The organism is Dyadobacter sp. CY347, from assembly GCF_021502655.1.
GTDB lineage: Bacteria > Bacteroidota > Bacteroidia > Cytophagales > Spirosomataceae > Dyadobacter.
On record NZ_JAKFFT010000002.1, the window covers coordinates 425,423 to 439,645 of the forward strand.

At 45.7% G+C, this 14,223-nt stretch carries 8 protein-coding genes; 1 reads left to right on the plus strand and 7 read right to left on the minus strand.

Annotation, left to right across the window (positions count from 1 at the left end; all coding sequences use genetic code 11):
- Positions 1-68 precede the first annotated feature (68 nt).
- The 5 genes from L0659_RS02610 to L0659_RS02630 form a co-directional block, all read right to left on the minus strand.
- On the minus strand, positions 69-974 hold the full coding sequence (locus L0659_RS02610) for a BT_3987 domain-containing protein (RefSeq protein WP_235124037.1): 906 nt from the start codon (positions 972-974) through the stop codon (positions 69-71).
- 10 nt (positions 975-984) lie between these two features.
- Complete coding sequence (locus tag L0659_RS02615) at positions 985-2,559, minus strand: SusD/RagB family nutrient-binding outer membrane lipoprotein (protein ID WP_235124039.1); 1,575 nt, start codon at positions 2,557-2,559, stop codon at positions 985-987.
- Between the two features lie 10 nt (positions 2,560-2,569).
- A complete protein-coding gene (locus tag L0659_RS02620) occupies positions 2,570-5,725 on the minus strand; it encodes a SusC/RagA family TonB-linked outer membrane protein (protein ID WP_235124041.1) in 3,156 nt (1,051 codons plus the stop codon).
- Between the two features lie 236 nt (positions 5,726-5,961).
- Entirely contained in the window at positions 5,962-7,425 is a 1,464-nt protein-coding gene (locus tag L0659_RS02625) for a SusD/RagB family nutrient-binding outer membrane lipoprotein (protein WP_235124043.1), read from the minus strand.
- An 8-nt stretch (positions 7,426-7,433) separates the two neighbouring features.
- On the minus strand, positions 7,434-10,712 hold the full coding sequence (locus L0659_RS02630; RefSeq protein WP_235124044.1) for a SusC/RagA family TonB-linked outer membrane protein: 3,279 nt from the start codon (positions 10,710-10,712) through the stop codon (positions 7,434-7,436).
- A 431-nt stretch (positions 10,713-11,143) separates the two neighbouring features.
- Here L0659_RS02630 and L0659_RS02635 point away from each other — a divergent pair, with 431 nt between their 5' ends.
- Entirely contained in the window at positions 11,144-12,472 is a 1,329-nt protein-coding gene (locus L0659_RS02635) for an amidohydrolase (protein WP_235124045.1), read from the plus strand.
- A 7-nt stretch (positions 12,473-12,479) separates the two neighbouring features.
- Here the strand turns inward: L0659_RS02635 and L0659_RS02640 are convergent, their stop codons facing one another.
- Both L0659_RS02640 and L0659_RS02645 read right to left on the minus strand, forming a co-directional pair.
- Positions 12,480-13,280 (minus strand): SDR family oxidoreductase, encoded by an 801-nt coding sequence (locus tag L0659_RS02640; protein WP_235124046.1) that lies wholly within the window; start codon positions 13,278-13,280, stop codon positions 12,480-12,482.
- A 6-nt stretch (positions 13,281-13,286) separates the two neighbouring features.
- Positions 13,287-14,213: an LD-carboxypeptidase gene (locus tag L0659_RS02645; RefSeq protein WP_235124047.1), complete on the minus strand. Its 927-nt coding sequence runs from the start codon at positions 14,211-14,213 to the stop codon at positions 13,287-13,289.
- Positions 14,214-14,223: the final 10 nt, after the last annotated feature.

The following is a 14,223-nucleotide window of genomic DNA, read 5'->3' on the forward strand; positions in this document are numbered from 1 at the left end:
AGCTGGCCCGAGACAGACCAGCTAATTTCAAACTATTACGTAATAAGGAAGTGCATTGTCTTCAATTCTTATTTTCTCACCAGGATCTCTTCGGTTACCCGCCATCCGTTGCCACCCATGTAACCATATCTCAAATAGAAGGTTTTGGTTGCAGGGTCGTAGGTGTTGTTTGCTTTTGAAGCATTCGCCCAGGCCGGTGTATATGGAGAAGGCAAAGCAGTGTCAAACTGTGTATAAGGCGCTCCTGCTGCTCCGGCGGCTGGTGTAATGGTTACTTTGTTTGTTTTTGGATCAATGGTCAAATTGGCATTGTAGCCCGAACCCCCCAAATCACCGAGTTCTACTGAAACCGTTGTTGGCGAAACAGTTACCATTGGTTTGTCTTTCGCAACCGCTCTTGGTGCTGTCGGGTGATAAACATATCCCGTTGCTGCGTAAGTCGCGTCGTAAATGTTCTTAGCCTTAACAGCCAGCAGGATCGTTCCGAAGTTGCCGCTAACTACGCCCGTTGAAGCGGATTTGATCTGGATCGGAAGCACATAGCTTTTGGCAAAATCAAACTTCGACGGTTTCAGCTTGATCACAACTTCTGCTCTGCGCTGTCCTTTTGGAATGACAACGGATGCAGGAATGGTATAAAGGTCCGGCGTAATCGCTTCGAATGCTTCTTCCTGCTCTGCATTATACTGCGTTACGGCAGCTGTATCCACGCCCAATGTTACGGTAATGTCCTGCGGTGCAACATCTGCTCCGGAGTAACTGACTTCAACCGGATAGTCGGCTTCCTCAGCCAGATCAAACGACTGAGAATAAAGTGCATAAGTGCTGCCGGAAGGTGATACGAAGCTGGACGGGTTTTTAAACTCAACGACATTCGTCGAGGTGTCCGGATCCAGGTTCATGTCGTCTTTCAGGCAGGATGTAATGGCCACACCAAAGAGGAAAAGGCCAGCTATTTTTATTGAATAGTTCATATCAGATTGTTCAGTTAGGATCCCAGAAGATCAAATCAGTAAATGGGTTAATCACTCTGTAATTTCCAGCGTTGTACGACTGCTCGGAAGTTGGGTAAAGAATTCTGGAAGGAAGCTTGTCGGGACGCGTTGATGTGGACAGCAGCGAAGCAATGTTGTGATAAGCGTCGCCATTTGGCTGTGTCACCGGGTAGCCTGTTCTTCTGAATTCATTGTAACCTTCCTCGGAGTTGATCATATTTACCGCGATCCATTTTTGCGTGATGATCGCTTCCAGGCGTTGCGCTGGTGTTGTAGCCAGCTTAATGTTCACCAGATAGCTGGCTGCATTTGCAACTTTGTAAGCAGCTACGTCAGCTGTTACATTTTTTCCAGCTGCAACCACATTGGTCACATCTTTGTACAGATAAGTGTATGATGCGGCGATACCGGCGTCAAAACTTGCGGCAAAATCGCCTGTGATGAAACCTTTCAATCTTGCTTCTGCCTGTAAGAACTGCGCTTCTGCAAGCAGCATCAGCACTTGTCCCTGGCTTGGGCCTTTCAAAACACCCAGTGCGTTACTAATGCTGGAAGCGCTGCTGAATGTGCCGGTATACCAGGTAGAATAGTTGGTAATGATCGTTGGCGCATCCACTTCGTTTCCAAGCTGGTTTACCGGTGTATTGGTTTCGAAGTTTTTGAAGATCACTTCGCCTCTTCCCGTGTCCTCCAGCTTTTGACCCTTGTAAAATCCGAAAGCGAATTCGGTAGGGATGCGGGAAGAGTTAGAAAGCGTGCCCGTTGTCTGATATCCCCAGGAATTCCAGAGTGGGTTTGGTTTATCTTTCACATAGCCCGGATTTACAATCGCATCGTCCGTGATGAAGCCAAGTGTTTTGTCCAGCGCAGCAAATTTTGTGGTTACAAAAGAAGAAAGTGCAGGCACGCCAGAAACACGGATCAGAATACGAAGCTTTACCGTGTTGGCAAATTTCTTCCATTTTTCCATATCACCGCCAAACATTGGATCGGAAGATGAATTCAGTGCCGTTGGAAATTCTGCCCCATCAATCTTTGCAATCGATTCGTCAAGTTTAGTAATAAGATCCTGATAAATCGTTGCTGCGTCGTCATACTTAGGCGTCAGGTTCGCATTGTTTTGCAAAGCCTCTGTGTAAGGAACGTCACCGAAGGCATCCACTAATTTCTGGAAGTTATAAGCAACCATGATCTGTGCCGCTGCACTGGCATAGGCCTGCGTATCGTCGCCTTCCGTCTGATCGATCACATATTTGTAATCATTCAGGTTGTCATACGCATTGACCCACAGTGCGTTATAGTCGTTCGGGATGATCTGGTAGTTGAACAAATTACCAAAACCTGAAAAACCTCCCGCATTGGCCATGTAGCCACCGAAATGTGCACCATAACCGTTAAACTGGTTCGATACAGAAGCCGTCCCGGTGATAGCAGCGGGCAAAACCAGCAGGGCTTGCACACTTGTTGCCTGGTTCGGGTTGGTATTGATATCGAGATAATCTTTACAAGATGAGAGGACTGTGATTAGCAGTACCAGCATCCAACTGATGTTATATCTTTTCATTATTGTTTAATTAGAATGTTAATGATAATGTGCCACCGAAGTAACGCGCCGGCGGTGTTTGGCCAAGGCTGGTGAAACCGACAGCATTGTTGTCTGCTCCGTTTGAACTATACTCAGGATCGGTGTACAGGTTTGATTTTGGGGCCCATATAAAGAGGTTTCTTCCCTGAACGCTGACGCTGGCACCTTTGATCACTTTTGTTTTTTCAAGCAATCCGGCGGGCAGCTCGTAGCCAATCGATGCCTCACGCAATTTCCAGAAACCTGCCGAGTTCGTAAAATTCCGGCCTATGTCTCTATTTCTGGTTGCATCCGTCCAGAAATCAGCACCACCACTTCTTACAGCAATGTTGGTGTTCTCGACAAATTCACCTTCTGCATTCTCATAAGAGGAATTTGGAATCACAAAACGATCCCTGTTGTACCAGCCCGTACGAACCCCAGCACCGGAAAAGTCAAATCCACCGGAAACTGAATTGTAGATATAATGTCCATTGCGATACTCAAACAGCAGGTTCAGTCTTAACTTTTTGAAGGTAATACCTCCATTTACGCCCAGGATGTGCGGCGGGTTGGTGATGCCAACATCATGGTATGTACCATCTGTCGAAGGATAACCCGTTTTTGCATCAACAATAATTCTTCCCTGATCGTCGCGTCTGTAATCCGTTACCTGAAGAAGCGGGAAAGGCGAGCCTACTTTTGCAATAACCTTGGCAGGAGAACCCGAAGAACCAACGCTCAGCTCGTTAGATTGTGCAGATAGGGAAAGCACTTCATTCTGGTTGTAAGTGTAATTGGCGCTCAAATCCACTTTTAGTCCCGAAGCAGTTTTGATCGGGGTAATGTGCAATGTTGCTTCAATCCCTTTGTTTTCAACCTCTCCAATGTTCGTCCTTAATGATCCGAAACCCGTAGAGTTTGGAATTAAAACGGTGATGGTTTGGTCAACGGTGTTGGTTTTGTAAAAAGTAAGACCACCACCAATGCTCCATGGACGGAATTCAAAGTCGATACCACCCTCAAGGCCTGTTGTGATCTCCGGTTTCAGGTTCGCAGAAACAAGCACGTTATCCTGAACAAATCCGGCACCACTTGTATATGGGTAACCAAAAGCTTGGGAGAATGTACTGCTCAAAGAGTAAGCACCCAGGTTATTCAATGGAATTGGGCCAAAATCTCTGTTGTTACCTAAGTTAACTTGTCCAACCTGTGAGTAACCTGCACGGAATTTCAAACTTTCAAGGAATTCGGAGTTTGCAAGTCCGGGGATCGCGTCGCTTGCAATAAAGGAAATGTCCGCAGAAGGATAGAAGAATGAGCGGTTTTCTTTCGCCAGGATCGAACGCCAGTCATTTCTTCCTGTCACGTGCAGGTAAAGGAATTCTTTAAAACCAAGACGGGCTTCACCATACACACCAATTTGACGTGCTTTGTAATTTCCTTCGTTTGCGATCGGCGGGTTCAAGCTGTTACCGATGTTATACAGTCCGTCAATAACAAGACCGTTCGCAACAACACCCATTGCCTTGGTTGCGTTTTCGCGAACTGTTGTTCCAACCGCAACATTCAGGTTAAATGAAGGAGTCAGGTTTGTTCTGAACTCAGCCAAAAAGTCGTTGACAAACTGAGTTGTGTAACCTGCATAATCAGTTACCAATCCTGCAATGTCTGTTTTGGAGCTTCCTGAAATGCTTTTGGTATAATCTGTATATGTGAATTTGCCTGTGTAAACTTTTCCTGACAAGTTACGGCCGCTCATACCCACACGATACGTGAATGTCAATGGTTTTACCGGGTTCCATTTCAATTCCATGTTCCCCTGCAGATAGTCATTCCGCTGATCCCAACGGTTGTTAGACAATGTAAAGTAGGGATTCTGGTAATACTCATTGAAATAGCCATTAGGGTTAGCATATGGGTTGTTCTGCCAATCTTCATATTGCGTAACATCCACCTGACCGGGTGACATCAGCATATTTTCGTAAGCAGCTGCCGTATTGCTGCTTTGTGCAGTACGACCAGCAATAAAGTTTGTGTTAAATGATGCAGTCAGGTTTTTGTAAATGTGACGCACCACGTTCGCACGTACGCTGTATCTTTTATACTTGTCATATGGAACAGTTGATTTTTGATCAAAATACTGTGCTGACAAGTAGAATGTGCCTTTTTCATCACCTGTCGTCACACTTAGGTCAGTTTGATTAGCCACACCTGTGTTCCAGAAGTCCTCGCGGAAATTTTTCGTTGAATAAGGAACAGATTGAATAGAGCCATCCTGTAATGGCTTACCAATGTTCACCATCGATCCGTCGTATGCCGGACCATACTGCTGGTTTTCGTACGGCGTATACGTAGGTACATCATCCGGTGTTGTTCCCGATCCGAAACCGTTTTGCAGCTGAGGTAAAAAGCTTACTTTTTCAAGTGTTGTGGTGTTGGATACTTTGAACTGCGTTACCCCCGATTTTCCTTTTTTGGTAGTAACGATCAAGGCACCGTTGGATGCATCGGAACCATATAATGCGGCTGCACCTGCTCCATTCAAAACCTGGATATCGTCAATATCTTCCGGGTTAAGGTTACCCAGGATATCGTTTGTTGATATAATGTTGTCGATTACAACCAGCGCCTGGTTGTTACCGGTCAAGGAGCGGTTACCGCGAAGTACGAGGCGGTAGTTCGGGTTCACCCCGCTGCTCACACCCATAACCAGCAATCCCGGCACACGGCCTGCAAGGCTGGCCGCCACACTAATGGGTTTGCCTTGGACAATGTCCTGCGCTTTTACGGTCGTCGACTGGTTACCCAGCTCGCGGCGTTGTGCCGTTAGACCACCGGCGGTGATCACGACTTCATTCAGCGCAAGTTCGTCCAGCGCCAAAACAACATCGAGTTTTCCTGATGAAGGTGCTTTCAGCTCCTGGTTCAGGAAGCCGACAAAAGAAAAGATAAGCGTTTGATCCGGGCGCGCATTAATGCTGTATTCGCCTTTATCATTGGATAATGTTCCGGTGTTCGTGCCGGCAATTCTGATTGATACGCCGGGAAGAAGTGACCCGTCGTCCTTGGAAGTAACCGTCCCGGTTACCTCCCTGCTTTGGGCGAATGCCTGGCTGCAGAGCAGCAGCAACCCTCCCAAGAAGAGTAGTAGATTTTGTTTCATTAAGTTAGGTTTGTTATTAAAATGCTTACGTAAAAATAATTATTGTTTAGACAATTGCAACTAGCAACGCACCTTTTCTAGATTAAAATTTGTCCGTAAAGGAGTTTTCGTTGATTAAATTTTACAAATGCCATATTACTCAAAATTTAAGGCATGTTTGGGAGCCTTATTGGGGGAAGGGCATAAAAAAAGGGGACAAAATGTCCCCTTTTTCTGTATGTCGGTAAGCTTCAAAATTAAAACTTATCCCACCACAATTTAGTCGTTACAAGGTCTCCACCAATTGCACCGGCAGCTGATTCGCGGTTTACACCGTTCAGCGTTTGCTCATTGATCGGGTAGATCATTCTTACAGGGATAGCTAGTCCGGCAGGAGCGTTACCACCAGTTGGAGGAAGCAATTTTGGATAATCCAATCTTCTCCATTCAACCCATGATTCCCATCCTCTGTTATACAATGCCAACCATTTCTGGAAGCCGATTTTTTCTTTGTAACTAGCTCCTGCTGTTGCATAAGCCACTTTTGGCTGCACAAGGTAAGCGGTTGTTGCAGCAGTAATGGCAGCAGCTGGCTCACCGATATTGTTCAACCAATATTCAATGGAAGCACCAACGGCTTTGTTATAATGCGTAGCAGCAGAACCTGTGATAAAACCTCTCTCGACAGCCTCAGCAAGCAAGAATTCAACCTCAGAATAATCCAGCAAAATTCCTTCCAGATCCGGCTCAATAATATTGTCGCCTACGTGAGAGAATGCGGAATAAGTGTTTGAAAAACCATAGTTACCACCAATATACACGCCATCTTCGTTAGGTGTGAAGAAGGCAGGAAGTCTTGGATCTTTCAAATCTTTCAAAGGATTGAGAATGGTTGCAGAGGCAACGAAATCCTGACGGCTTGAATACAACGGGTTCAAATTCTGAGCAATTACGTTGTAGTTCGGCGGGGTGTCGATGTATGGGAACGCTGCGATATCATTGTTAGACGTGAAAACATTTGCCGCCGCTTGTGCTACCAGTGTTTTTGCCTTAGCAGGATCACTGTCCGCAATGATCATTGCCAGTTTCAATTTCAATGAATTGGCAAACTTAGCCCATTGCGCGTTGTTACCCTCATAAAGCAAGTCACCATTTGTAAAGCCTACGCCGGTTGTGCTGAATTTAGGAATCGCAACATCCAGACGGGCCAGCAAGGCATCGTAAACAGTTTTAGCATCGTCATACTTTGGAAGTACGTTATCAGGATTCAAAGCTTCCGAATAAGGGATGTTACCAAAAGTATTCACAAGTGCAGCCCAGGCCATTACTTCAACAACTTCGATCTGTGCCAATTGCACGTCTCTGTTTGCAGGAAGAATGAACTCGTCTGCATTCAGCAGTCTTCGCGCTTCGTTCAAATCGGAAATTACACCTTTGTAAAGCCCCTGCCAGAAAGCCTGAGGAACTGTACGCGCTGTTACGTTGTAACGAGGCTCATCCAGGTAAGTGGTTGTTGCCCAGTGTTGTACGTACAAGCGATAGTTATTAACGTTTACGTTAGGGCTTGTCAATGTATCGGCAAGGCCTTTCAAAGCATTAGAGAACAAATTCACCGGTGGCACCTCCGAAGGGCGCTTCTGGTCAACATTGTAGTCGTCCAGGCTGTCGACGCAAGCGGTCATCAGCAGGATCGGTAGAAAGAAAATGATTAATCTTTTCATACTATATTTTAGAAACGGAATTTAACATTGAAACCATAACTTCTTACCGCCGGATAAGCACCACTTTGGTAACCGCCTGCACCGTTCAGCAAGCCTGAGCCCAAACCTTCTTCCGGATCTTGGAAATCCATGTTTTTGTGAATGATCCAAAGGTTACGTCCGATTACTGAAACGTCAATTCCTTTGAAAGCGCGCAATTTTGCAACGAAATCTTGTGGCAAAGAGTAAGTCAAGGCAACTTCTCTCAATTTAATGTAGCTCGCATCGTAGATATACATCGCACGTGGAGGGTTGGTTGGGTAACCATAAGCCGTGTTTCCGTTACCATCTGAGTTTTCAGCTCTGATGTCGTTAGGGCTGCCATCAGCCTTCACGCCCGGGAACAACACACCACCTGGGCGATCTGTCAGACCAAGTCTTTTGCCATCTTTATCGTAGTTGTAAGCAGGATCTCTTTTTGGGTTACCCAATTCGTTCACGCCGGCAGTGATCGGATACATACCTGTTCCTTCTCCATACCATTGATCCAGTGACCATACATCTCCACCATGACGGATGTCAAGCAAGAAACTCAATGAAAGTGATTTGAATTTCAAGTTGTTGCTGATACCACCAATCCAATCCGGGTTAGGATTACCGATAATTTCGGCAGCACTGGCAGTTGCGGCATACGTACCGTTCGAGCGAACTATTTTCTGACCATTGTCTTTATGGTATTCGAAGTTCGTTCCGCGGATAATACCAAATGGCTGTCCAACAGCAGCATTCAGAGATACACCACCTTGTAAGTTGGCAACAGGAACGTTTGTTACACCTTCATATAGGCTGATAACCTCGTTTCTGTTACGTGCAAAGTTCGCGCTCACTGTCCATGAGAAGTCAGCCGTTTTTATCGGCGTTACATAAGCAGAGATCTCGATACCTTTGTTTTGAACCTCTCCTGAGTTGATATACTTGAAAGCAAATCCTGTCGCAGCTGAAACAGATACGGGAAGAACTTGGTCAAGCGTTTGTGAGCGGTAGTACGTGAAGTTAAAACCTACACGATCGTTCAGGAATGCTGTTTCCAATCCGAATTCATAGCTTTTAGTACGCTCTGATTTCAGGTTAGGGTTGTTTTTTGTGTTACGCAATGTAAAGTATGGAGTGGATCCGATACCAGTTGGTTTGTCATAAACATCCAAAACACTTCCCCATGGAGCATCATTACCAACTTCCGCGTAGTTAGCGCTCAATTTACCCATTGTCAACCAGTCAAATTTGAAGCCCGGAAGGTTTGAGAAGTTGAAGTTGGCACCGATCGCAGGATAGAAATACGTGTTGTTATCTTTTGGAAGCGTCGATGATTTATCTTGTCTTGCTGTAAGGTCAAGGTTAACCAGATCTTTGTAACCAAATGAAGCCTGAGCATAAATACCATCCACACCAATGCGTTGGTAAGTTTCAGACGGCGCTTCGATCGCATTGATAGAGTTCAGCAGGGAATAAAGTCCCGGTACAACCATACCACCATTCGTTTTCGCTCTGATCGCGTTCAACTTCGATCTGCGCATGCTTCCACCCGCCAAACCTGAGAAGTTAATATCTTTCGTGATGGCTTTACGGAAGTTAACGATTACGTCCAGGTTGGTTTCATTGAAACCTCTGTTGTAACGGCTGTATTCCGCAGGGCTTGAACTGTTGAATGCAATTCTTTCTTCCTGGAAATCCTGCGTTCCGTTGTATGCAAAACGACCTGTAATGTCAACCCACGGAGCAAGCTTGTAAATAGCCTGTGCATAACCGAAGAAGTTATCACGCGTATCGTTCGAATAGTTTTGGTAACGGGAGTAGTATGGGTTTTCAGAGTAGATCGGGCCGTTTGTGTCAAATGGTCTTGTTGGGCTCGCCCAGTTCCATGTTACGTTCTGCTCGTTTCTGAAATAAGCGTCTTTTTGTTCCAATAAATCAACGTTGGTCTGGAACCACTGTCTGAACTGTTGGTTAGGGTTTTTACCATCATAACCTGTTCCGTAACGACCAAGACCTTTGATCTGGGAATAGTTGGCATTAGCCTGAACTGACAATTTTTTCGACAAGTCAAAAGAAGCCGAGAAGTTGAAAAGGTTCTTGCCCAACTTACTGTTTGGAAGCACGCCTTTCTCATCATTTCTTGTGTATCCAACTTTAAAAGTTGAGTTATCACCTCCACCGGTGATGCTTACGCTTTGGTTTGAGTTGACACCAGTTTCATAAAATTTGTCCGGTCCGTTTGCAGCAGCAACCCATGGAGTCATTTTCTGATAATTCGGTGAACTTGGGTCAAGTGCATCCCACTGGTAAACCATTACATTCGGGTCGAATTTAGGACCGAAAGAAGCATCTGCATCAAACAATGTAATGTTTCCTTCTCCTGAACCCAGGTTACCACGGTAAAAACGCGTTTTTGCGCCGTCACCATCGTATCCTGCACCATATTCTTTCTGATATTTCACGAAAGTCGATTTGTCGATCTTACCCCAGGTAACACCGCTGTTCACAACCACGTCGAAGCTATTTTTACGTCCTTGTTTGGTGGTGATCAAAATCACACCGTTGGAAGCACGTGAACCGTACAATGCTGTTGCAGCTGCACCTTTCAAAACGTTTACCGAAGCAATGTTGTCAGGGTTGATATCCGCTGCGGCATTACCGTAGTCAGTTCCTGCGCGACCTGTCTGCTGATCGGAAGTGTTGGTGTTGGCATTGGAAACGGGCACACCGTCGATAACCCAAAGGGCCTGGTTGTTACCGGTAATGGATTTAAAACCACGGATAACCGCGCTGGTCGATCCACCCATGTTGTTGTTTGTTTTAATGTCCAGACCAGCCACTTTACCTGCCAGTGCGTTCATTACGCTTGGGTTACGCGCCTGCGTGATTTGTTCAGCGTTAACCTGCTGAGCGGCGTAAACCAGTTCATTCCTTTTTCTTTCCTGGCCTAATGCCGTTACAACCACTTCCTGCAACTGGCTTACATCATTCTTAAGCGAAATGTTAATGTTGGTCTGACTTCCTACAACGGCTTCCTGAGTCTGGAAACCGATAAAACTAAACACCAATGTAGAGCCTGATTCTGCATTAATCGAATAAGCTCCCTGCGCATCTGTGGTAGTACCGCGATTAGTACCTTTCAAAGAAATGTTCACACCCGGTAGTGCCGAGCCATCATCAGCGCTGACTTTACCCGTCACGGCGCGATCCTGGGCGAATACCTGTGCTGTCAATAGCAGCAAGCATCCCAGTAGGGTTAATAGAGTCTTCCTCATACGTGTTAAAAGAGTTAGAATTGTTATGTTAACATAATGTTGCAAAAATAATTATTAGTTTAACCATTACAACCTTTTAATTGCAATTTTTCAAAATATACTTTGGTGTCCGCCGCGTTTTTGACAAATATTATACCTGGGATAGGGCATTTTTTGCGATTTTTTTAAATGTTTGATTGATGTAAAAACCAGGTTACTATTATATTTTTGTTAATGATATGGTGCTTTTATTAACTTTTTCGTATCATTACCGCACAGCGGTTTTAAGAATAATAAATAGCAAACTAGTTTGACGTTAGGGATATACGTTTGCCTTAATGAGAATGAATCTAAATTATTTTCTTATAGAATTTATTCGTTGCAAACCGTTGACTAAATTCTTTTTATTTTGGATTATTCTAATAAATAGGAGTTTTCATAACCTTTCAATTATGCTCAGAACTATACTTTGCACCGCGCTGATCATCTCCTCCCTGCACGTTCATGCGCAGTCCGGTTTATCGGCCTCAATTGATCAGAAAGCACAATCGCTGGAAAAAAAGCTTATTGAATGGCGGCGCGATTTTCACGAAAACCCGGAGCTGGGTAACCGCGAATTCAAAACTGCCGAGAAAGTTGCGAACCATCTGAAACAATTGGGCATTGAAGTCACGACCGGCGTAGCCCATACGGGTGTTGTCGGGCTGCTTAAAGGCGGAAAGCCGGGGCCTGTCGTAGCCCTGAGGGCTGATATGGACGGACTGCCTGTGACTGAGCGTGTGGATGTTCCGTTCAAGTCCAAAGTTGTAACTGATTATAATGGTCAGAAAACAGGCGTCATGCACGCATGCGGGCATGATACACACGTGGCGATCCTGATGGGCGTTGCGGAAGTGCTTGCAGGGATGAAGAATGAGATCCCCGGAACAATCAAATTCATCTTTCAGCCAGCCGAAGAAGGTGCGCCGGAGGGCGAGGAGGGCGGTGCGAAACTGATGGTTAAGGAAGGCGTTCTGGACAATCCCGCTGTTGAAGCGATTTTCGGGCTCCATATTGATGCATTAATAGAAGTTGGTAAGATCGCCTACAAGCCGGGCGCGACGATGGCAGCGGTCGATTTTTTCAGCATTGACGTGAAAGGAAAGCAAACGCACGGCGCCTATCCATGGTCCGGCGTAGATCCGATTGTGACCTCGTCTCAGATCATAATGGGGTTGCAGACCATCGTAAGCCGCAATTTGAACCTCACGCAGGCGCCCGCTGTAGTAACTGTCGGAGCGGTCAATGGCGGCATCAGGCAGAACATTATTCCGGAAAGCGTGAGAATGATCGGCACTGTCCGCACATTTGACGAGGGCATGCATACGTATGTACACAAGCGCATGAATGAGATCGCAACCAACATTGCGGAGAGTGCGGGTGCGTCGGCCAAGGTGAATATCAATGTCATGTATCCGGTGACATTTAATAACGAGGCGTTAACAGCGAAAATGATCGGGACGCTGGATAATGTGGCTGGAAAAGACAATGTAAATTTAATCCCGGCCAAAACAGGTGCCGAAGATTTCTCGTATTTTCAGCAAAAAGTCCCCGGATTCTTCTTTTTTCTGGGCGGTATGCCGAAGGGGAAATCGGTGGAGGAGGCAGCGCCGCATCATACGCCTGACTTTTATGTGGACGAAGGCAGCCTGGTATTGGGTGTGCGTTCGCTGAGCCGTTTGGCCACGGATTATTTGCAAATGGCTAAATCAAGTGATGTAAAAAAAGGGAAAAGCAAGTAAAACAGTTTTACTCCGGAATGTTTTTTCGCACCTGATCAAACAGCAGATTTGGTAAAAAACGCTTTACATAAATGGCGGCAACTTCTTTAAGTCCGCCTATATAAATTTCCTTTTTATCCTTTTTTACAGCGTCGAGAATCCTGCGCGCACATTCTTCTGCGGGAATTCCTTTCGCCTGATTGGAGTCCATTTTGCCAAATTTACTTCCGGAAGCATCCATCGCATTCAGCGAAATATTTGTGCGGATATAACCCGGGCAAACCGTCGTTACTTTAATGTTATCATCATAACCCTCGGCCCTGAGCGAATCATAAAAGCCGTGCAGTGCATGTTTGGCAGCATTATAGCCCGATCTCATGATCGTTCCAATTTTCCCTGCAACGCTGCTGATCACGATGAAATGCCCGCTTTTTTGCTTCATCATATAAGGCAAAACCGCCTTGGTGATTGCGACCGTGCTGAAAAAATTCACATTCATCAGTTTCTGATAAACATCCAGCGCCGTATCATTCACATAAGAACGCTGGCTTACTCCCGCATTGTGGACCATTATATCGATCCGTCCGAAATGTGCAATAACGCGCTCGGCCGCTCCTTGCGCTTTGTCAAACTGCGTTACATCCATGGGAAGCACCAGAACGGAAGTCTCTGGTAGGTCTGTTAATTGTTTCACGCGTTGCAGCTCATCCTCGCGTCTGGCGGTCAAAATGAGCTTAGCACCTTCTTTCGCAAACGCAAGCGCCATCGCTTCGCCGATTCCCGAAGATGCGCCGGTTATCCAGACAACCTTATTATTAAATGTGTCCATACATGACTAGATCTTGGAATTTGCAAATTGGAAGGAAACTTCTTCGCTGGTAATGTTCAGGAAAGCTTCCATACCAACGCCCATTGCGCGGTTGTCACCAACATGGCCAACCGGGAAATTGAAACAAACCGGATAATCGAACCCGGCAATGTGTTCGTGAATGATCTCGTAGTAAGTTTTACCGAATGTCGGGTTGCTGTTATCCTTCATATCCGTAAACTGGCCAATAATAAGCCCGGCCAGCTTATCAAATTTACCCGCCCGTTTCATCTGGATCATCATGCGGTCCAGGTTATAGAGATATTCATTAATGTCTTCAATGAAAAGGATTTTACCATCCGTATCAACGTCCGTTTCAGAGCCTATCAAATGTGCCAATATGCAAAGATTACCGCCCACTACTTGTCCATTTGCAGTTCCTGGTCGGTTCAGCTCATGGTTTGCAACCTGGTAATGCGGCATTTCGCCAAACAACATTTGCCTGAGCGATTCCTTCGCCAATTCCGCACCGTCCGTCGTGATCGACTTAGCCATAGGCGCATGTAAGCTGGCATAGCCAGCATCATATATCCGGGAAAGGATCACAGTAAGGTCACTAAACCCAACAACCCATTTCGGATTTTCAAGAAATTGATTAAAATTAAGCTGATCCACGATCCGGGAGCAGCCATAACCACCGCGGGCAGCAATAACAGCCTTAATTGAAGGATCATCCAGCATCGCTTGCAGATCCGCGAGACGCACATCATCCGGTGCTGAGAACTGGTTTGAAGCAGTTTTCAAAGTCTCGCCCTCAACCACTTCAAGACCCCATTCACGCTTAAAAATATCAATCCCAGGCAAGACATCCTCATAATTCAAAACACTAGCCGGAGCCACAATGCCAATTTTATCGCCGGGTTGAAGGAAGGGAGGGAGGTTGATTCTATTCATTAAAAGATAA